The following is a 20,844-nucleotide window of genomic DNA, read 5'->3' on the forward strand; positions in this document are numbered from 1 at the left end:
GTCCAGACCACCTGGCTGCGCCTCGTCCACCACGCCGAGTCGATCCATGATCCGCGGGCCGTGCTCGCCTGGCTCATCGTCACCGCCAAGCGCGAGAGCTGGCGGGTCGTCAAGGACGCCCAGCGCCTGCGGCCCCTGCCGGAGACGGAGGACCTCGAGACCTCGGGCGACCTCGTGACGGACGGGCCCGAGACGGCCGCCATGGCCACGCTCGAGGGCCGGGCGCTCTGGGGTCACCTTGAGTCGCTGCCCGAGCGGTGCCGCAGCCTGCTGCGGGTCGTCGCCTTCTCGGACCGACCGGACTACGCCGCCGTCGCGGCCGCGCTCGGTATGCCGGTCGGCAGCATCGGCCCGACGCGTGGCCGCTGCCTGGCCAAACTCCGCCTGCTCCTCGACGCCGACCCACACTGGGGGACCTCATGAACGCCGACTCGACCCGCCGACTCGACGAGCTCGAGCAGGGAGGCGTGGACGACCTGGACCTGCTCGCCCTCGCGGGCCTCCGGGCCATCTACGAGCACGGCGACCCCGTGCCGCCCGGCCTGCTCGAGAGGGTGAAGTTCGCGATCACCCTCGACGACCTCGAGGCCGAGGTCGCCCGCCTGCAGCGCGACTCGGTGCCTGAGCGCGTGGCCCGCTCCGAGCTGACGTCGGATGATCTGCTCAAAGCCCGCACCGTGACCTTCACCAGCGATACGGTGACGACGATGGTCACGATCACCCCGATCACGGCCGACTCCGTGCGGCTCGACGGTTGGGCGGCACCGGGCGCCTTCCTCCAGATCGAGCTGCGGGTGGGCGAGACCCGCCACCACATCGTCGCCGACGAGGATGGTCGTTTCGTCTTCGACGACGTCACCCGGGGTCTTGCCCAGCTCGTGCTGCGCCCGACGGAGGGGAGCGGCGGGGAGCACGCGGTGATCACGCCGGCCATCGAGCTGTGAGAGAAGGAGGACACCACGTCGGACCGGGAGGGCCTCTTGCGGCGCGTCGAGGAGCTGGCCCGCCTCGCCCGGAGCACGAACGACTCCGGGCACCCGGCGCGGGGAGCGCGCATCGTGCACCGGGCCCTGCGGCTGCTTGCGGAGACCGAGCGGCTCAGGCCCCAGGAGCGGGACCAGTGGGCCCACACCAAGGCCCGCCTGCTCATCACGCTGGCCTGGTCGGAGTTCGAGGTCCACGGACTGGCCCGCGGCCAGGAGCGTCTCCGCGAGGCGCAGGCAGAGGCTGAGGCGAGTGACGGAGTCGACGTCGTCGGCCTCGTGCATGACCTGCGGGGACTGATGCTCGTCCGCAGCGGGGACCTGCCCGCTTCCCTGGTGGAGTTCGACGAGGCCATCCTGCTCCTCGACGCCCTCGAGATCCGCGACCAGGCAGCCCTACTGCTCAACCGTGGCTCGGTCCACCTCCACCGCGGCGACCTCGCCCTGGCGCGGGCCGACCTGGCCCGCAGCGCCGAGATGGCGCTGCTGAACGGCATACCCAGCGTCGAGTTCAAGGCTCGGCACAACCTCGGCTACGCAGAGTTCCTGTCCGGCGACCTCCCGGTGGCCCTCGAGGCCTTCGCCCGCGCGGATGCGCTCGACGTCGACGTCTCCCGCAGTGTGTGGTTCCTGGACCGGGCGCGCGTCCTCATGGAGGCCGGGCTCCTCGCCGAGGCCGAGGAGTCGCTGGCGAGGGCCAGCGCGTTGCTCACCATCGAGCGCGCCAACCAGGACCGGGCCGAGACCCACCTCGCCCGGGCCCAGTGCGCCCTCCTGCAGGGCGACTGGCAGCTCGCCAAGACCCACTCCAGCCGCGCCCGACGCGATTTCCGTCGGCGCCAGAGCACGGCGTGGCAGTCGCGCGCCGACGTGACCCGGTGGCAGGCATCCCTGGACTCCAAGGGCGGCCCGGCCCGGGTCAGCCGCGAGATCCGCAGCTCGATCGCCGCTGCGGGGGTGGACGCACCCACCGATCCCGAGGTGTCGCTCATCGCCGCCGAGGCGCACCTGGCCCTCGGGCACGTCGACCAGGCGGTGGCCGTCCTCGCCCGTCTCGGGCCGCCGGGGGGACGCGATCCCCTCAGTGCCCGCCTCCACCGGCACCTGGTCCGAGCCGGCGTGGCCCGGGCAGCCGGTGAGTTCACCCACGCCCGTCGTGAGCTCCGGATCGGGTTGACCACCCTCGCCGAGCAACAGGCTCGCCACCACAGTCTCGACCTACGCACGGCGATGGCCGTGCACGGTGGCCGGCTCGCCCAGCTCGACCTGCGGATCGCCCTCGAGTCGTCGTCCCCGAGCTCCGTGTTCGACTCGCTCGAGCGGTGGCGCGCGATGTCGCACCGCCGGACCGCAGTGACACCTCCCAGTGATCCTGAGCTCGCGGGCCTGCTGTCGCAGCTGCGCATCGTCACCGAGGAGATCCGCAACACGCCGCCAGGCAGCAGCATCGACCGGCCACGCCGCCGCCAGCAGGCGCTCGAGAGGTCGATCCGTGAGCGTGAGTGGCGTCTGCAGGACGACGGCCGCTCCGAGCGGTCGGTGCGGCTCAGCGAGCTCCGTCCACCCCTGGCGGCTCGCCACACGGACGTCATCTCCTACTACATCCTCGACCACCAGCTCGCCGCGGTGACCGTCAGCAACGGTCGGTGCCGGGTCGAGAGCATGGTGCCGTGGTCGGACGTGGCGGCCCTGCTTGCGCGGGTGCGTGCCGACCTGGACGCCCTCGCCGGCCGCCTCCTCCCGGACCCGCTGAGGGCCGCCGTCACCAGCTCACTCCGGCGTGACCTGACCCGCCTCCAGGCCGCACTCCTGCCCTCGTCCCTCGCCGATGACGCACCGCTCGTCGTCGTGCCCACCCGCACCCTCGCGTCGGTGCCGTGGGGCATGTTGCCCCGCCGCCATGGCCTGTCCACCACGGTGTCCCTGTCGTCGAGCAGGTGGCTCCGCGGTCTGCAGGACGAGGCACGATCCCACCCACAGGTCGTCGCCGTGGCCGGACCGGGGCTCCCCCTCGCCGGTCAGGAGGTGCGGGACGTCGCGGCCACCTGGACCATGGGGAGGGCCGTCGAGTCGAGCCGGGGCGCCGCCACCTCGCTCGCCGCGGCGCTGACCTCGCACGACCTCGTCCACATCGCCGCCCACGGCACCCACAACCGGGACAACCCGCTCTTCTCGAGCATCCGCCTCGCCGGCGGGCCGTTGTTCGCCTACGACATCACGCAGGACGCCCAGCTGGCCGAGCACATCGTCCTGTCCGCATGCGACCTCGGGCTGACGACCCCGCGCCCGGGCGGCGAGGTGCTCGGGTTGACGGCGGCCTTCCTCAGCATGGGCGCGCGCTGCGTGGTCAGCTCCATCTCCCGCGTGGACGACACCACCGCGTACGCGACGATGCGCCGCTACCACGAGCTCCTCGCGACCGGCGTCGACTCGGCGGCCGCGCTGGGCCTCGCCGCGGACGGCGACCTCAGTCGGCCTGCACCGTTCGTCTGCTTCGGCTCCACGTGGGAGGCGATCGACTAGGTCGAGGCCGCTGCCGCGGCGGTCAGATCCAGATCGCCGGGATCTCGTCGAGGAGCTCCTCGGGGGTCAGCCCCGGGACGGGCTGGCGGATCTGGGCGGGGATGCCCACCGCCACCGCGCCCGCCGGAACGTCCCTCGTGACAACGGAGTTCGCGCCCACCTGGGCGTCGTCCCCGATGGTGATGTCGCCAAGGACTCGCGCGCCGGCTCCGATGGTGACCCGGTCACCGACCGTCGGGTGACGCTTCACTCGCTGGAGCGAGCGACCGCCGAGCGTGACGCCATGGTAGAGCATGACGTCGTCCCCGACGACCGCCGTCTCCCCGATGACGACGCCCATCCCGTGGTCGATGAAGAACCTCCGGCCGATGGTCGCACCGGGGTGGATCTCGACGCCGGTCGCGGCTCGGGCCACCTGCGAGAGCAGCCGGGAAGGGAGCCGGTATGCCGGGTTGAGCCAGAGCCGGTGGGCCAGCCGGTAGACCCAGACCGCGTGCAGACCCGGCGAGGCGAGGAACGTCTCGAGCCGGGACTGGGCGGCCGGGTCGCGGGAGATGGCCGCGTCGACGTCCTCGAGAACCGCCGCCTTCACGGCATACCAGGTGCTGCCACCCCTGCGTCCGTGGTGGTGAAGGGCCATGTCAGTCGACGAGACCTTCGAAGAGGATCGTCGAGAGGTAGCGCTCGCCGAAGCTCGGGATGATGACGACGATGAGCTTGCCCTCATTCTCGGGGCGGTTGGCCACCTGCGAGGCGGCCGCGAGCGCAGAACCGGAGGAGAGGCCGACGAGCAGGCCCTCCTCGGTGGCGGCCCGACGGGCGTAGTGCACGGAGGTCTCGGCGTCGACGTCGATGACCTCGTCGTAGATCGTCGTGTCGAGGATCTCGGGGACGAAGTTCGCGCCGATGCCCTGGATCTTGTGCGGTCCGGCCTTGCCACCATTGAGGATCGGCGACTCGGCAGGCTCGACGGCGATGATCTTGATGTCAGGGTTGTGCTTCTTCAGGGCCTGGCCGACCCCGGTGATCGTGCCGCCCGTGCCGATGCCGGCCACAACGAAGTCGACCAGGCCGTCGGTGTCCTTCCAGATCTCCTCGGCCGTCGTGCGACGGTGGATCTCCGGGTTGGCCTCGTTGGCGAACTGGCGGGCGAGCACACCGCCGCGCTCCTTGACGATCTCCTCGGACGCCTCGACGGCGCCCTTCATGCCGGTCGACGGGTCCGTGAGGACGAGCTCGGCCCCAAAGGCCCGCAGCAGTGCCCGGCGCTCCTTGGACATCGACTCGGGCATCGTCAGGACGACCTTGTAGCCGCGCGCCGCTCCGACCATCGCCAGGGCGATGCCGGTGTTGCCGGACGTCGCCTCGACGATGGTGCCTCCGGGCTGGAGCTGGCCGGACTTCTCCGCGGCGTCCACGATGGCGACCCCGATGCGGTCCTTGACGGAGCTGGCGGGGTTGTAGAACTCGAGCTTCGCCGCGACGGTCGCCTTGGCACCGTCCATCACCTTGTTGAGGCGCACCAGCGGGGTGTTGCCGATGAGGGAGGTCACGTCGTCGTGGATGGGCACAGGTCAGCCTTTACGTCGAGAGGGCAGCAGTGGTCTGAGACGACAACTCACGTCCCGTTATACATATTCCAAGAGCACGTTATCGCCGAGGGGCTCCTCACGTCACGCCGTTGCTCCGGCGCTCGGGCGCGGTGGGGCGCGGCACGAGTCACAATCCGGTGAGCGCCCGCTTACCGGTCAGTAGACTCCCGAGGCATGAACGCCCTCCAGATCGTGGCCGTCGTCGTGTGCTTCGCCGTGACGCTCACAGGCATCGCGCTGCTCGTCAAGACCGTCAACCACTTCCTCGCGACGTTCCGGCTCGGCCAGCCCGAGATGCGCACCGACGCCAGGGGCGCGCGCGCCGTCACGCTGGTCCGTGAGTTCCTCGGTCACACCCGGATGTCGCGGCTGCCGGTCGTCGCCGTCGCGCACTGGTTCACCATGGTCTCGTTCGGCGTCCTGTTCTTCACGCTCATCAACGCCTTCGGACAGCTCTTCCAGCCGGAGTTCGCGCTCCCGTTGATCGGGCACTTCTTCCTCTACGAGTGGGTCACCGACGTCTTCGCCTTCGGCGGCTTCATCAGCATCCTCGTGCTGATGGCGATCCGCCAGCAGAACCACCCGCGCAGCGCTGCCGGTGAGGGCGGACGCCGCTCCCGCTTCTATGGCTCGAGCTTCTGGCAGGCCTACTACGTCGAGCTGACGATCCTCGGGGTCACGCTCTGCATCGGGGTCCTGCGGGGCCTCGAGTGGACCCTCGCCCGCCAGCTCGGCACCGGCCAGGACACCGCGCTGCACTTCCCGCTCACCGGCTGGATCGGCAACGCGTTCCTCGGCCTGGACACCGCCACCGTCACGAACCTCATCGTCATCGTCGCCGCGGTCAAGATCCTCATCTCCTTCGCGTGGATGATCACCATCGCCCTCCAGCCGACGATGGGCGTCGCCTGGCACCGCTTCCTCGCCTTCTTCAACATCTTCTTCAAGCGGCACGCCGACGGCCGCACCTCCCTCGGCCCGCTGCAGCCGATCTCGGTCAAGGGCGAGCCGATCAACTTCGAGGAGATCGAGGAGCTCGACGAAGACGCGGCGCTCGGCGTCGGCAAGGTCGAGGACTTCACCTGGAAGGGCCTGCTGGACTTCACCACCTGCACCGAGTGCGGTCGCTGCCAGAGTCAGTGCCCGGCCTGGAACACCGACAAGCCGCTCTCGCCCAAGCTGCTCATCATGGCGCTGCGCGACCACGCGCACGCCAAGTCCCCGTGGCTGCTCGCCAGCGAGGAGGTCCGCGAGAGTGGCGAGGGCCTCAGCGACAGGACGAAGGCTGCCGCGGCGGTGGGCTCCCTGGTCGGCGCGACGGGGTATGCCGCGGACGCGCCACTCACGGCATACAACCCGCATGGCCCGGACGCCGTCATCGACCAGGACGTGCTGTGGTCCTGCACGACCTGCGGGGCCTGCGTCGAGCAGTGCCCCGTCGACATCGAGCACGTCGACGAGATCGTCGACATGCGCCGTTACCAGGTGCTCATCGAGTCGGCCTTCCCCAGCGAGCTGGGCGGCCTCTTCAAGAACCTCGAGAAGAACGCCAACCCGTGGGGCATGGCGCCCCGGATGCGTCTGGACTGGGCGAAGGACCTTCCGTTTCCGGTCAGGATCGTGGGCCAGGACGTCGAGGACCTGTCCGAGGTGGACTATCTCTTCTGGGTCGGCTGCGCGGGAGCGTTGGAGGACCGGGCCAAGAAGACGACGCGCGCCGTGGCCGAGCTGCTCGACACCGCGGGCGTCTCGTTTGCGGTCCTGGGTGATGGCGAGGCCTGCACCGGTGACTCGGCTCGTCGCGCGGGCAACGAGTTCCTCTTCCAGATGCTCGCCCAGCAGAACGTCGAGATGCTCAACGAGGTCGGCGCGACGAAGATCGTCGTGACCTGCGCGCACTGCTTCAACACCCTCAAGAACGAGTACCCCCAGGTGGGCGGCACCTATGAGGTCGTGCACCACACCCAGCTGCTGAACCGGCTGGTCCGCGAAAAGCGGCTCGTGCCCGTGGCCCGGCCGGACGAGGCGTCGTCGGTCGGTGCCGCGTCGACCGCGGAGAAGGTCACCTACCACGACCCCTGTTACCTGGGCCGCCACAACAACGTCTACGCCCCGCCGCGCGAGCTCATCGGCTCGCTGCCCGGCGTGACCCTGACCGAGATGCCGCGCCACGGCGAGAAGTCATTCTGCTGCGGCGCCGGTGGCGCGCGGATGTGGATGGAGGAGAAGCTCGGCACCCGGATCAACCTCAACCGGACCGAGGAGGCGCTCGCCACGGGCGCCGACCGGATCGCCGTCGGCTGCCCGTTCTGCAAGGTGATGATCAGCGACGGCCTGACCGGCAAGCAGGCGGACGGCTCGGCCCGTGAGGACGTCGAGGTGGTGGACGTCGCCCAGATGCTCCTCGCCGCGGTGCGCCGCTCCTGACTAACCCTCCTGGGTGGAGGTATATCCGAGCGCTAGACGGCTCGGATATACCTCCACCCGGGAGGCTGGCCCGGGAGGCGGGGCCGAGAGCGTCTCCATCTCGAGCCGCACGCCCAGCAACCGGACCGCCCGGCCGTGGTCGAACCGGCTGACCAGCGCTGCCGCCGCCTCGACGATGACCTCTGCGTCCAAGGTGGGCGATGGCAGCGCCGCACCCGCCGTGTGGGTGTCGAAGGGCACGTAGCGCACCTTCAGCCCGACCCGCACAGCGCGCCGACCCTCCTGGAGGATGTCCTCCCGGACGCGCAGCGCCAGCGCCCGCACCTGCGCCTCGACGTCGGCCCAGTCGGTGAGGTCCTGCTGGAACGTCGTCTCCCTCCCGTGCCCCCGCGCGACCCAGGGCGTGTCATCGACCGGGGAGAGGTCGACGCCGTTGCCGAGGCGGTGGAAGAACGGACCCATCGTCGGACCGAGGCGCTCCGCCAGGACGGCGGGGTCCGACGCCGCCAGCTGACCGACGGTCTCGATCCCGAGGGCCGACAACTTCTTCGCCGTCTTGCGCCCGATCCCCCACAACGCCTCGGTCGGCCGCTCGGCCATCACCTCGACCCAGTTGACCGCGGTCAGTCGGAACATCCCGCGGGGCTTGCCGAACCCGGTCGCGATCTTCGCCCGGAGCCTGTTGTCGCCGATCCCGATCGAGCAGTGCAGGCCGGTGGCCTCGAGCACCGCCGCCTGCACGAGGGCTGCCATCGCCTCCGGGTCGGGCGTCTGCACCCCCAGGAACGCCTCGTCCCAGCCCATGACCTGGACCACGGCGTCGAACGTCCGCAAGGTGTCCATCACCTCGGCCGAGGCTGCCTCGTAGAGCGGCGCATCCACCGGGAGGAACACTGCGTCTGGCAGCCTGAGGGCCGCGATCCGCAACGGCATCCCGGACCCGACGCCGGACTCGCGCGCCTCGTAGGACGCCGTCGACACGACGGCCCGCTCGCTGGGGTCGCCGCGTCCACCGACGACGACCGGCCGACCCGCCAGGCTCGGGTCACGCAGGACCTCGACGGCGGCCACGAACTGGTCGAGGTCGACGTGCAGGACCCAGCGCATGGACGATTCAAGCACGCGGGGCGAGCGACCGGCATACCTCAGGCCTCCCGCACGCAGGCCTCCCGCACGCAGGCCGGGTGCGCAAGGTATGCCGGGTGCTCACCCGCGCGGTCGGTCAGCCGAGGCTGTTCTTGCCGAGGAAGTCCTTCGCCACGGCAGAGGCGTCCTTCTTGTCGACGTCGACCTGCTTGACGAGGTCGGCCAGCGTCGGGGTGTCAAGCTTGGCCGAGACGGCGTTGAGGGCAGCGGTGACAGTGTCGTTCACCTTGTCCTTGCGCACGAGCGGGACCACGTTGTCGGAGCCGAAGAGGAGCTTCGGGTCCTCGAGGGTGATGAAACCATTGGTCACGATCGACGGGTCGGTGCTGAAGATCAGGCCGACCTGCGCCTGACCGCCGAGGAGGGCGTCGACGATGGCCTTGCCCTTGAGGGGACGCAGCTCCTTGAGCGTGATGTCGTACTGCGACTTCAGACCGGGCATGCCCTGGGCGCGCGACTGGAACTCCGGCGGAGCGGCCACGGTGATCTCGCCCTCCTTCGCCTTGAGATCGGCGATGGACTTCAGCGAGAACTTCGCGGCGACGTCCTTGGTGACGACGAGGGAGTTCTTGTCCTCCGCCGTGGACTTGTCGAGGGCGACGAGATCGGCCGGGAGGGCCGTCTTGAGTGCCGTGTAGACACTGTTGGGGTCGTTGTTCTGGGAGTTGCCCTTGAGGAAGGTCAGCAGCGAGCCGGTGTATTCCGGGACGATGTCGATCGACTTGTCCTGCAGGGCCTTGAGGTAGACCTCACGGCTGCCGATGTTGGGCCGCGTCTTGACGTCGACACCCTTGGCCTTGAGGGCGCCGGCGTAGATCTCGCCGAGCAGCTGGGACTCGGAGAAGTCCGCAGAACCCACCGTGATCGTCGAGGACGCACTGCCTCCCGTGGCGCCGGCATCGGCGGCCTTCGTCGGGTCGGAGCCGCCGCCACAGGCCGCGAGCGTCAGCGCCGCGACCGCCGTAGCAGCCGTGAGCATGATCGTGCGCTTCATACGAGTTCTCTCTTCTTCTCGACGGGAGGGTCGGTGGGCACGGGGACACGAGCGCCCCCCTCTTCGGTGGGGTCAACCAGACGGTTGCCCCGAAACTTCCCGGTCAGACCGGGGGAGACGACCGAGCGCTGGACGAGGGCCAGCCCCCCGTCGACGACGAGGGCGAGCACGGCGACGAGCAGGGCCCCGCCGGCCATCTGGGCGTAGTCACTGACGGCGAGACCGTCGATGAGGAAGCGGCCCAGCCCGCCGAGGCTGATCGCCGCGGCGATGGTCGCGGTGGCGATGACCTGCAGCGTGGCGCTCCGCACTCCCGACAGGAGCAGCGGGAGCGCGCACGGCAGCTCCACGTGGCGCAGCACCTCCGGGCCGGTCATGCCCATCCCCCTGGCGGCGTCGCGCGCCGCCGGGTCGACCTCGGTGATGCCGGAGAAGGTCCCCGACAGGATGGGCGGGACGGCGAGCAGGACGAGGACGAGGACGCTGGGAATGACGTAGGCGAGGTCGCTGGAGATCCTCGGCCCGATCCACATCGACACCGCGAAGAGCAGGCCGAGGCTGGGGACAGCCCGCAACGAGTTCGCCACGGCCACCGCCCATTTGCCGTGACCGCTGTGTCCGACGTAGATGCCGACGGGGATGGCGATGGCTGCCGCGATGACGAGGCTGATCGCGGAGTACTCGAGGTGCTCGACGATGCGGCGCAGGATGCCCTGGTTGCCGGTCCAGTGCGCAGGGTCGGTGAGCCACTGCAGGATGCCGTTGATCACCCCCTCACCCCCTCACTCGCTGCCACGGGGTCAGGGCCCACGCCCCGGCGCGGATCAGCGTGTCGAAGGCCAGGGCGAGCAGGACGCACCCGACGATCCCGACGATGATCTCGGTGGGGAACGAGCGCTGGTAGCCGTCGGTGAGGTAGTAGCCGAGCTGGGGGAAACCGACGAGCGACGAGACGCTGACGATGCTGACGTTGCTGACCGCCGCGACCCGCAGGCCGGCGGCGATCACGGGGATCGCCAGCGGGAGGTCGACCTTCACGAGCTGGCCGAGACCGGTGAACCCCATGGCCGTGGCGGCCTGCCGGGTCGACTCCGACACCGCGCCGAGCCCGTCGGCGACGGTCCGCACGAGCAGCGCGAGGGTGTAAAGGGTCATCGCCACGTAGACGTTGGCGGTGTCGAGGATGCGGGTGCCGAGCACCAGTGGCATGAGGATGAAGAGGGCGAGGCTGGGGATCGTGTAGAGCAGGCCACTGCCGGCGATGATCACTCCGTAGAGGCGCGAGCTGCGCCGGGCCAGCCACCCCAACGGCAGGGCGAGGACCAGACCGACGACGAGCGGTATGCCGGCCAGCAGACTGTGCTGCCCGGCATACCTCGCGATGTCGCCGAGGTGGTCCAGGACCCAGGTCACCGGGCGTCCTCGGGCTGGCGCTCGGCGGTGCCGGCCTCGGGCCGCCGGGTCTGCTCGATCGCCGTGAGGACCTGGTGGGCCCGGACCGTGCCGACGAACACACCGGAGGCATTGACGAGCACCCCCCGGCGGGCGGGGGAGGACAGTGCCGCGTCGAGGACGTTGCGCAGGGGCCCCCCGGCGGCGGCGACCGTGCCGCCGCGATGGAGGGTCTGCCGGTCGATGGGAGCGCTGAGGCGGTCCGGCTCGACCCAGCCGAGGGGGTGGCGGTCCTCGTCGACGACGAGGAGCCAACCGTCGAGGGAGGCGGCCCGAGCCTCGGCGGGCGTCGCCCCGAGGCCGATCGTCGGCTCGGGGCTGAGCGGCAGAGGGGGGGCCTCGTGGAAGCCGAGCGCCCGGTAGCCGCGGTCGCGGCCGACGAAGTCCGCGACGAAGTCGTCGGCGGGGTGAGCCAGCAGGTAGGCGGGGTCGGCCACCTGGGCCAGCACTCCCCCGACGCGCAGGACCGCGACCTGGTCGCCGAGCTTGATTGCCTCGTCGATGTCGTGGGTCACGAAGAGGATGGTCTTGTCGAGGTCGGCCTGGAGTCGGAGGAACTCGTCCTGCAGCTGCTCGCGGACGATGGGGTCGACCGCCGAGAACGGCTCGTCCATCAGCATGATCGGCGGGTCGGCGGCGAGCGCGCGGGCGACGCCGACGCGCTGCTGCTGGCCGCCGGAGAGCTGGCTGGGGTAGCGCTTCGCGAAGGCGAGGTCCAGGCCGACCCGCTCGAGCAGCTCCATCGACCGCTTCTCGGTCTTGCGCCGGTCCCACCCGAGCAGGCGCGGGACGGTGCCGACGTTGTCGACGACGGTCCGGTGCGGGAACAGCCCCGCGTGCTGGATGACGTACCCGATGCCCCGGCGCAGCGCGGCCTCGTCGAGCCTGGCCGTGTCCTGGTCGTCGAGCCAGATGGAGCCGGACGTCGGCTCGATCATCCGGTTGACCATCCGCAGCGTGGTCGTCTTGCCGCAGCCCGAGGGCCCCACGAGGACGGTGATCTGCCCGGACGGGGCCTCGAGCCGGAGCCTGTCGACCGCCGTCGTACCCCCGGGGTACTGCTTCGACACCGTTTCGAAGCGAATCATGCAGGCCAACCTAACCGAGGCGTGCGACATCGGCCGTCGCGCAATGTCTCTGTCAGATAACTGTGAGAACCGGTTCTGATGATGCCCTGCCGCCGAGGCGTTCAAACGTCGCCTCGCCGTCGAGCTCGGCGGGCGGGGCGTGCGAGCCGCGCAGGAAGCCCGCGGTGAGCTGGTCCCAGGTGCGCCACCGGTGGAGCATGGCGTGCATCTCCCCCCGCAACCCGACGAAGGAGGCGAGCCGGCCGCTGGCCTGCAGCGTCTCGACGACCTGACGGCTGGCCTTCGGGGAGGTGATCCGGTCGGCGAGCCCGTGGATGACGAAGAGGCGCAGCCCGGGGTGGGGCTGGACCTCGTCGCCCCCACTGACCCAGGGCGCGAGCCCGACGATGTCGTGCACGCGTTCGTCGTGGCTGAGCCGCAGGGCGACGCGCCCGCCCATCGAGTGGCCCACCAGCGCGATCGGCACCCCGGGGTAGCGCGACTCGATGGCGTCCAGGGCTGCCCGGGTGTCCGCCACGGGGCTCTGCTCGGCGCCGTTCCAGCCCCGCACGGCATACCGGAGCCGCACGACGGCGAGCTCACCGCCGCCGGCCCGGCCGATGTTCCACGCGATCGGGATCATCCGGAGCACCGCGAGGTTGGTCCAGCTGGCGGGGCGCCTGCTGGAGTCCTGACCGCCGTGCAGGACGAGCACCACCGCCCGGGGGTCGGCGGGGGTCTTGTCCCAGCGCAGGTCGGAGGTCGGCACCGTCCCCACCCTAGATCGGGGGCCTGTCGAAGTTGTCACGACGGGGATTCGTCACGGGTGCCGTCGCCGGATGGGACGGACCGCTCAGACCTCGGTGCGGTGGAAGTTCGCGAACGAGCGGCTTGCGGTCGGGCCGCGCTGGCCCTGGTAGTGCGAGCCGTACTTCGCGCTGCCGTAGACGTTCTCGACCGGGCTCGACAGGCGGAAGAAGCAGAGCTGGCCGACCTTCATGCCAGGCCACAGCTTGATCGGGAGGGTGGCGACGTTGGACAGCTCGAGGGTGACGTGGCCACTGAACCCGGGGTCGACGAAGCCTGCGGTCGCATGGGTGAGCAGGCCGAGCCGCCCGAGGCTCGACTTGCCCTCGACGCGGGCGGCGATGTCGTCGGGCAGGGTGACGGTCTCGAGGATCGACCCGAGCACGAACTCGCCCGGATGCAGGATGAACGGCTCCCCGTGCCCGACCTCGACCAGCCTGGTCAGGTCGGGCTGGTCCTCCGCCGGGTCGATGTAGGGGTACTTGTGGTTGTCGAACAACCGGAAGTACTTGTCGAGCCGGACGTCGACGCTCGACGGCTGGACCATCTCGGGGTCCCACGGGTCGAGCCCGACCCGTCCGCCGTCGATCTCGGCGCGGATGTCCCTGTCGGAGAGCAGCACGAGGGAGAGGTTAGCGCGTGGCAGGTGGTCGGGCCGGCGCCCGTATGCCGTGCGCCTTGGCTGCGCCTGAGCGGTCAGGCCCGCGCCGGGGGATCGGTTATGCTGCGTGACGCGCTGCCGCTGCGGGCGTCTCTCGGGACGATCGAACGGCCACAGCGCGGGCGTAGCTCAATGGTAGAGCGCCAGCTTCCCAAGCTGGACATGCGAGTTCGATTCTCGTCGCCCGCTCCACCCACGAAACGGCAGGTCAGCGCCCTCGAGGCCACTGCCATCGCCGCCCCTCTCCACGAGACTCCCCTGGTCGCGTGCCCACCACGTGCCCTAAGGGGGGCCCACTTACCGCTCACGCTGGCCGCCCTGCTGCGCCGCGGCCATCGCGTTCAGCCGTTCAGCCAGGGGCTAGGATCAATCCTTGGTGTCGTGCTGGTGGATCAACGCTGCCAACACCGTCGAGTGCCCCATCCGCTGTATCAGCTCGCGGGTCGAGGCCCGGCCTGGGCGACCAAGTGGTTCCCCGCGTGCCTTGAGTCGTGGAAGTGGAACCCCGGCGGCAGCCCAGTTTTCGCTACGGCGCCAGCCGTGCCGACATTGGCCCGCCAGTTCCCGCGACGGGGAGTCGCCCCCCTCTCGCCGGCGAAGACCAGGGCCTCCCCACCCGGGGGCACGCGTGCCGCGAGGTGGGCAGCCAACTCGTCCATGAGAACGGCCGGCAGTGTGACCGTCCGCACGCTGTTGTTCTTCGGCGGGGACACCACCGGCCTTCCACCAACCTCGATCAGACTCCGGTGCACGCACGCCAGCCCCTTGGCCAAGTCGAGGTCCCTGCGCCTGAGTGCGATCAGCTCGCCCCACCGCAGACTCGTCAACGCCGCACTCAGCACGAAGACCCGGGTGCTGAGGACCAACGGCCCGTGCCAAGGCGAACACCTGCCGCACCGAGGTAATCGGCCGTTCGGGTGAGTGCGCCGAGTCCGCTCCCTTGAGACGACAAGGGTTACTGCCGATCCGACCATCGTCCACAGCCGTGTTAACCGCGACCCGAGGCAGCCGATAGGCCTTCACCACCACGCCCTCGGACCTTCCCGTCCGCAGCAGTTCGGCACGCCAATTGCGAGCCTTCTCGGTCGACATGCCCCCGAGGGGGACACCGCCAAGTACCGGGCGGATGTGCAACCGGTTCAGCCCTTCGTACAGGTCGCGGGGCCGCGGGCTCAGCCGATGTTCGCTCACCCAGCGCGTGACGTACTCGTCGACCGTGATCCGCCTCAGGTCAGGATCCAGCCACTCCCCTCGCAGCATCTCCGACTGCTTGACCGCCAGCCACGCCAGCGCGTCAGCCTTGATCCGGAACGTCCTCGGGACCGTTCGCCGCAGCCCATCTACCCCCAGGTAAGCGGCCCTGCCAACGGCCCGACGGCAACCGCCGCACCGACCCCCAATCCCGTCGCTTCCGACCGCTGCTCCCCGTCGCCCCGGTCACGTCAGCCGGCTCCGGTAGGCCCGCACGACCGGCTCGACGATCCCTGCGGCGACGAACTCCTTCAGCGCCGACTCCAGAATCCTCACGAACCGGCCCACGTTGACGAACCGGATCCGCCGATCCGCGACCAGCCGCCGGGGGAACTTCTTCCCCACCCCATCCGGCGGGCGGCCTCATCCAAGTCCAGCCCTATGTCCATGCCTGCCCCTTTGCACTCGTCCCTGGCACGGTCCGATCGGACCCTGCTGGAATCATCATCACCAAGGCCCCGCCGGCGGACCTCCGGCGGGAGACTTGGCTCGGTTCAATACGTCCTCACCGACGGTGACGACACAACATCGGCAGAGCGACGACAAAATCGGGCCGCAGAATCAGCCGACCTTGAACTGGCTCATGAGCATGTGGTCTTCGTGTTCGAGGATGTGGCAGTGGAACATGTAGATTCCGGTGAAGTCCGGGAACTGGGTTCGCACTGTCACGCTGGACCATGACGGGACGTTGATGGTTTCCTTCCACTCCGAGTTCGGTCCGCTGCTGCTGGAGTTGGCGCCGCTGACGACTTGGAAGTTGATGTCGTGCATGTGGATCGGGTGATCCTGTCCTGACTTGTTTTGGAAGGTCCACTCTTCGGTGGCGCCGAGCGCGACATTGGCGTCGACCCGGGCCGAGTCGTACATCTTGCCGTTGAAGGTCCACATGCCGTCGCGCTGCTGCTCGATGGTGAAGGTGCGTCGGACGCTGACCGCTGACGCGCTCAGTGGGGTGAATGGCCGCAGGGTCGCCGGCACTGTGCTGGGGTCGTTGGTCGAGCTGTTGACGTCGAACCTCATGATGTCGGTGGCTCCGTTCCAGCCCGAGTTGTTGCGGAGGGTGACCGACGTGCCGACCGGGACGTTGCCGAAGTCGACGACGACGTCGGCACGTTCGGCTGGCGCCAGGGTGATCGAGGACTGGGCGTAGGGCTTGGACAGCAGGCCGGCTTCTGTGGCGATCTGGGACATGGTCGCACCGTTGGAGAGCGAGAACGTGTAGTACCTGGCGTTGGAGCCATTGAGGATCCGGAACCGGTACTTGTGCGTCGACACCTTGAGATAGGGCTGGGCCGCGCCGTTGACGAACAGGGTGTCTCCCATCAGCCCGGTCCGGTAGTCACTGGATGAAGGGGCGTAGGCCAGGGTGCCGTCGGTGTTGAAGGTCCTGTCCTGGATGGCCAGCGGCACGTCATACGCGCCGTTGGGCAGGTTGAGGGCCTGCTCTTGGGCGTCGGAGATCAGGTACAGGCCGGCCAGGCCCATGTACACGTTCTTGCCGGTGAGGTCCTTGACGTGGTCGTGGTACCACTGTGTCCGGGCGCTCTCGTTGTTCGGGTACACATAGTCCCGGGTCCCACCGACGGGCACCAGGTCAACCGGTCCGCCGTCCGAAGACGGGGCGACGTGCGCGCCATGCAGGTGTGTCGTGGTCGCGAAGCTGAGGTTGTTGATGACGTGCAGCTTGACCTGACGGCCGCTGGTGGCCTTGATCACCGGCCCGGGCCAGGTGCCGTTGTAGGTCCACATCGGGGTGGTCTTGCCCGGAATTACGGACAGGTTCGCCGGCTGTTCGGTGACCGTGTAGTAATCCGTCGTCGCGTCCTGGCTCGTTGGTGACAGGGTCTGCGGGATGGGCAACGGCACAGCGAACGGCGTCGTACAGCCGCTGTTCGCGCAGCCGGTGGACCCGCCGCCCCACGAGCTTGCCGACACCGGCGCCAGCACGACCGCGGCCACCAGCCCGCCAACGACGACGGGCACGACCCGCCCCAGACCGGACGTTCGCAACAGGTTGCCGAAGATCTGCACGCCTTCGCCCCACATCCTGGCTTTTGCGACCCGGACCATAGAAGTAGCCCTTGTCCTGCTGGGGGTCATGCCTGTGTCAGTCATGTCGCCGCCAATCTCCACGATGAGGTCTTGTAGAGGCAGACCGATCCCCGGTTGCCGCTGGTCTTCACCAAAGGGTGGTTTGCGCTGCTTGGGGAAACCTTGGGTTCTCAGTGGTACGTCGCCGGCCTCGACCAGCAAGACGACCGCCTGACCCAGCAGAGTCGGACGTCACCCGGGGGGATCCGGGTCGAGATGACCGAGACCGTCAAGGCAGCACGGCAGCAGTTCCGGGACCCGACGGGCCGTCGAACACGAGCGGGGAGGGTAACGTCCATCTGAGCCACAAGCTCGCAGCGCCAAGCCGGCCCTCAATTCACGCTCGGCGAATGTCGCGCCCACATCGGGGGCGTCGCTTGCCGGGCGGGCCCTCCGACGTTGCTGCGTTGACCTCCATGGGGTCAAGGGCCTAGGTGGACAATCACCCCATGGCTCTGCGAGAAAGCGAAGAAGGGTGGGTCTGCCGAGAATGCGGACGCACACACGTCGGCCTGATCACCTGCTTCGGACCCGACGCACCGCTCGCCTGGCACCGGGCGTCGCTGCCTGCTCGCCTCTTAGGTCGACGATCCCGCAGCTTCTGCCGGGTCAAGACCAACGGCCAGTGGCACTTCTGCGTGCGGGGCCACCTTCGTATTCCGTTGACGGGTCATGCTGACCCCTTCTTCATCTGGAACGTCTGGGTCGAGGTATCGGAGCCCGACTTCCGAGCGCTCACGCGCACACTCGCCGACCCGCGTCGCGTGGCAGCAGACCCGGTGAAAGGCACCCTGGAAACTGACCTTCCGTACACGACACTGACCTCAGGACTTGCCGTTGAGATCCACAACCGCCCGCCCGGTGAAGTCCCGCATGTCCGCATCACCCGGGCAGCCGGTCACCCCCTGCAGGCCGAGCAGGAAGCCGGGATCGACACCCACCGGCTGGCGCAACTCAACAGCGACCTCCTCGCCTCAGCCGGACCCTAGGCCAGCAGCCGAGCACGTCGGAGACCTGCGTTCGACACTCACCTGCGAGCCGCCGACCCGTCTTGCGCATCCGCCCGACTCCGGACCGCATCAAGGGCGCTGAGGCGTCGCTCCGCGATGGACTCCGTCCACTCTTGACCCGGCCACTCCGCCGGGCTCTTGTGCTCCGCTATGGGTACGGTGGCTCTCTCTGCACAAACTGACTGAGCTGCACTACCGTCGCCGACACCACAGACTCGAGTCTGAGGCGATCGTGCGGTAGACAACCACCGATCATTGCGCTGCCAGACAGGGGCCGAGATGGATCCCACCCGACTCATGCTTCGGATCTGGGTCGTCTTCATGCCTTTCCTGATCGTGACGGCCGCCAGTCACTCTGTGACCAAATGGCGCACTGGGCAGCACGACGTGGTCACTCTCATCGAGGGACCCATCATGTACGCGGTGTGCCAGGTCGCGTTTCACATGGCCCGCCCGCGGGCTGGCATCCCAGCCAGGCGACGCAACCTGTGGTTCTGGACGTAAGCGTAAGCGTCTCCCACGCCATCGCCACCGACAGATAGGACGGGGACTGTAACCGCCGCATGGCTGAACCCGACGACCTGGGCGGCGGCCCGAACTCCGTGCCCCCCGGTGCCCCCGGAGGCTGGTGGGGGAGGCTCTCACCTATCAACAGATGCCACCAGGACGGCCCGAACTCGTAATGAGCGCGTTCGCCTCCACAAGCCGGCGAACGTTCCGAGTGACCAACTGAGGGACAATCGCACCCGACAGACCCGGATGACCATGGACGCGTAGACACTCCTTCCGTGCTCGGACGACCAGCGAGACCGCCCGCAAGTCTGCTTCGGGACAAAGCACCCGCAAGTCTGCTTCGGGACAAAGCAGCTGGGCCGTGCCCCATCCGTGCCCAACGAGCGGCTAGCGCCGAGTATCAGCAGTCAGCAGCGGCACGACTCCCCGAGCATCTCGACCTTGGTTGGGCTCGCTTCCCAAGCTGGACAGGCGAGTTCGATTCTCGTCGCCCGCTCCACACCCAAAGCTGCGCGTCAGGAGGACCTCGGCCAGGAGAATGCCGGCGTCGCTCCATTCTGGCAAGAAACGGATGTCCCGCGTCGGGCGCGGAACACCTGGGCCGGGTGGACGGGCCACGGCCGGCTCGGCGACGTGACGCGTCCCTGACGTCCGTGTCGACCTCCAGCAGGCTCGGCGACTCGGGGTCAGGTTGACGCAGCGTCAGGGCACCTGACGCGGTCTGCAGGGGGCGTCAACCGGCTTGACGCTGAGTCAACCGTGGGGCCGCCCGCCTCCCTGTTGGCCCGTGACCGACCAACGGCTCGACGCGGGGCAGGACGACGTCACTTCACGCAGGGGATCCCGCCGCCGGAGAGCGCCGACAGGGCCGTGGGCGGAGGGACTGACGTCCCCGTCACCGGCACGGGGGTGGCTGGCGCCGCAGCGGACCCGGTCGGCGTCGACCCGGAGGACTTCGTGCCCGAAGACTTCCCGGTCGGCGTCGGCGTCGGCGTCGGCGTCGGCGTCGGCGTCGAACCCTGCGGGCTCAGTAGCTGTTTGACGGTCGCCCGGATCTGCTCGAGGTTGACGACATTGACGTCCTCGCCGCGACTGTTCTTGCCGAAGCGCTCGATCGGCAGCGTGAAGAAGGTGACGTTGCCACCGGCCATCTGCGATGCCTGCTGGGCGAACGCCAGCAGGTCGAGGCCGCTGTCGATGGCGGTGTTCTGCTTGGTGACGTCGAGGATCCCGGAAAGTTTGAGCGGGTTGGCGAGGGTGCCGGCCTGCTTGAGCTGGGTGGCCAGCGAGACGATGAAGGCCTGCTGACGGCGCTCGCGGTCGAGGTCGGTGAAGTTCAGCTCCGGGTGCTTCTCGTCGCGTCGCTGACGAACGAAGGCGACGGCCTGGGCGGCGTCGATCTGCTGCTCCCCGGCCTTGAAGTCGGCGCCGGAGTAGCGGTCCTGGGTGTCGCTCGTGACGCACACGGTGATCGGCTGGACCACCTGCGCGAGCTGGTAGAACGCGGCCATGGTCACCTCGACGAAGTGGTCGATGTGAATGCCCCCGAGGAAGGTCTGCACGGTCTCGATCTGAGCCGTGCGCCCGGCGTCACGCTGCTTCTGCTGACGCGTCGTCGCGTCGAGCGACGAGTCACGGACGAGAGCCTTCGAGGCCTGGTCGAAGGCGAGCCCGTAGGCCTGCTTGATCTTGCCGGTGCACTGGCCGTCGGGGCAGCCCGCGAGCGCCACCTCGTCGTCACGCGGGATCGAGATCTCCGTGGCCCGGCTCCCGTCACCGGGGACGTGCAGCAGCATCAGGACGTTGGCGTTCAGGCCGCCGTCCTTCTGGTCGCCCGCGTGGAGCGCGTCGTAGATGTCCTGGGGCAGGGCCTTGCCGTTCTCGTCCAGCCGGCTGTCGAGCCCCATGATGAGGATGTTGGTGTCAGCGCTCGGCGTGGCGGCCGCGTCGGGGGCGACGAGCACGTCCGACTTCTTGATGCCGGTGGACAGGCTGACGTACTGGAACACGGCATACCCGACGACGGCCACGACGGCGGCAACAGCGACGAGCAGGACGGAGCGCCTCGAGGGGAGGGCGCGCATGAGGACTCGCTTCACGATCGACGACAGGGGACCCTCCATCGTCAAGGCCCAACCTGAGTGTTTCCTGAACAGTCCCGGGGTGTCGCCAAGCCGGGTCCCGCGACACGCTCGACGAACAACCCTCTTGCCTTTTGTTACCGGTCGGTAGCATCATGGGTGTTACCGGCTGGTAACCCGCCGGGACGGGGGACTGCCACAGGCCCACCCGGCATACCGAGAGACATACCGAAGAGCTGAGGGGAC

At 69.1% G+C, this 20,844-nt stretch carries 17 protein-coding genes and 1 tRNA gene; 6 read left to right on the top strand and 12 right to left on the bottom strand.

Annotation, left to right across the window (positions count from 1 at the left end; translation table 11 throughout):
- The 3 genes from ACLL9L_RS17890 to ACLL9L_RS17900 all read left to right on the top strand — a co-directional run.
- Positions 1-423: RNA polymerase sigma factor (locus tag ACLL9L_RS17890; RefSeq protein WP_411286005.1), on the top strand; the 423-nt coding region annotated here is incomplete at its 5' end.
- A complete protein-coding gene (locus ACLL9L_RS17895; protein ID WP_411286006.1) occupies positions 420-944 on the top strand; it encodes a hypothetical protein in 525 nt (174 codons plus the stop codon). The genes ACLL9L_RS17890 and ACLL9L_RS17895, both read left to right, overlap by 4 nt.
- Before the next feature lie 36 nt (positions 945-980).
- A complete protein-coding gene (locus ACLL9L_RS17900) occupies positions 981-3,506 on the top strand; it encodes a CHAT domain-containing protein (RefSeq protein ID WP_411286007.1) in 2,526 nt (841 codons plus the stop codon).
- Positions 3,507-3,528: 22 nt separating this feature from the next.
- Here the strand turns inward: ACLL9L_RS17900 and epsC are convergent, their stop codons facing one another.
- A complete protein-coding gene (gene epsC, locus ACLL9L_RS17905; protein WP_411286008.1) occupies positions 3,529-4,146 on the bottom strand; it encodes a serine O-acetyltransferase EpsC in 618 nt (205 codons plus the stop codon).
- A 1-nt stretch (position 4,147) separates the two neighbouring features.
- Positions 4,148-5,077, bottom strand: a complete 930-nt coding sequence (gene cysK, locus ACLL9L_RS17910) for a cysteine synthase A (RefSeq protein WP_411286009.1) — start codon at positions 5,075-5,077, stop codon at positions 4,148-4,150.
- Positions 5,078-5,272: 195 nt separating this feature from the next.
- Between cysK and ACLL9L_RS17915 the strand changes: the two genes are divergently transcribed.
- Positions 5,273-7,525: a heterodisulfide reductase-related iron-sulfur binding cluster gene (locus ACLL9L_RS17915; RefSeq protein ID WP_411286010.1), complete on the top strand. Its 2,253-nt coding sequence runs from the start codon at positions 5,273-5,275 to the stop codon at positions 7,523-7,525.
- On the opposite strand, the gene ACLL9L_RS17920 is transcribed toward ACLL9L_RS17915, so the two are convergent.
- From ACLL9L_RS17920 to dcd, 7 genes are all read right to left on the bottom strand, one after another.
- Positions 7,526-8,632, bottom strand: coding sequence for a DNA polymerase IV (locus tag ACLL9L_RS17920; protein WP_411286051.1), 1,107 nt, complete (start codon positions 8,630-8,632; stop codon positions 7,526-7,528).
- Positions 8,633-8,747: 115 nt separating this feature from the next.
- On the bottom strand, positions 8,748-9,665 hold the full coding sequence (locus ACLL9L_RS17925) for an ABC transporter substrate-binding protein (protein ID WP_411286011.1): 918 nt from the start codon (positions 9,663-9,665) through the stop codon (positions 8,748-8,750).
- On the bottom strand, positions 9,662-10,435 hold the full coding sequence (locus ACLL9L_RS17930) for an ABC transporter permease (protein ID WP_411286012.1): 774 nt from the start codon (positions 10,433-10,435) through the stop codon (positions 9,662-9,664). Before ACLL9L_RS17930 ends, ACLL9L_RS17925 begins: the two co-directional genes overlap by 4 nt.
- Positions 10,436-10,439: 4 nt before the next feature.
- Entirely contained in the window at positions 10,440-11,078 is a 639-nt protein-coding gene (locus tag ACLL9L_RS17935) for an ABC transporter permease (RefSeq protein WP_411286013.1), read from the bottom strand.
- The gene (locus ACLL9L_RS17940) at positions 11,075-12,205 is read right to left on the bottom strand and encodes an ABC transporter ATP-binding protein (RefSeq protein WP_411286014.1); all 1,131 of its coding nucleotides are present in this window, start codon (positions 12,203-12,205) and stop codon (positions 11,075-11,077) included. Before ACLL9L_RS17940 ends, ACLL9L_RS17935 begins: the two co-directional genes overlap by 4 nt.
- 52 nt (positions 12,206-12,257) lie before the next feature.
- Entirely contained in the window at positions 12,258-12,953 is a 696-nt protein-coding gene (locus ACLL9L_RS17945) for an alpha/beta hydrolase (RefSeq protein ID WP_411286015.1), read from the bottom strand.
- An 84-nt stretch (positions 12,954-13,037) separates the two neighbouring features.
- Positions 13,038-13,613 carry a dCTP deaminase gene (gene dcd / locus ACLL9L_RS17950; protein ID WP_411286016.1) on the bottom strand — a complete coding sequence of 192 codons (576 nt, stop codon included), beginning with the start codon at positions 13,611-13,613 and terminating at the stop codon, positions 13,038-13,040.
- Positions 13,614-13,770: 157 nt separating this feature from the next.
- Between dcd and ACLL9L_RS17955 the strand changes: the two genes are divergently transcribed.
- A tRNA-Gly gene (locus ACLL9L_RS17955) sits at positions 13,771-13,844 on the top strand.
- Between the two features lie 1,245 nt (positions 13,845-15,089).
- Here ACLL9L_RS17955 and ACLL9L_RS17960 read toward each other — a convergent pair.
- Positions 15,090-15,248: an excisionase family DNA-binding protein gene (locus tag ACLL9L_RS17960; RefSeq protein ID WP_411286017.1), complete on the bottom strand. Its 159-nt coding sequence runs from the start codon at positions 15,246-15,248 to the stop codon at positions 15,090-15,092.
- 216 nt (positions 15,249-15,464) lie between these two features.
- On the bottom strand, positions 15,465-16,934 hold the full coding sequence (locus ACLL9L_RS17965; RefSeq protein ID WP_411286018.1) for a multicopper oxidase family protein: 1,470 nt from the start codon (positions 16,932-16,934) through the stop codon (positions 15,465-15,467).
- Positions 16,935-17,443: 509 nt separating this feature from the next.
- On the opposite strand from ACLL9L_RS17965, the gene ACLL9L_RS17970 reads away from it, so the two are divergent.
- Positions 17,444-17,983 (top strand): DUF2199 domain-containing protein, encoded by a 540-nt coding sequence (locus tag ACLL9L_RS17970; protein ID WP_411286019.1) that lies wholly within the window; start codon positions 17,444-17,446, stop codon positions 17,981-17,983.
- Between the two features lie 1,358 nt (positions 17,984-19,341).
- Here the strand turns inward: ACLL9L_RS17970 and ACLL9L_RS17975 are convergent.
- On the bottom strand, positions 19,342-20,601 hold the full coding sequence (locus tag ACLL9L_RS17975; RefSeq protein ID WP_411286020.1) for an LCP family protein: 1,260 nt from the start codon (positions 20,599-20,601) through the stop codon (positions 19,342-19,344).
- Positions 20,602-20,844: the final 243 nt, after the last annotated feature.

This window comes from Lapillicoccus sp. (assembly GCF_046595215.1).
Lineage (GTDB): Bacteria > Actinomycetota > Actinomycetes > Actinomycetales > Dermatophilaceae > Lapillicoccus.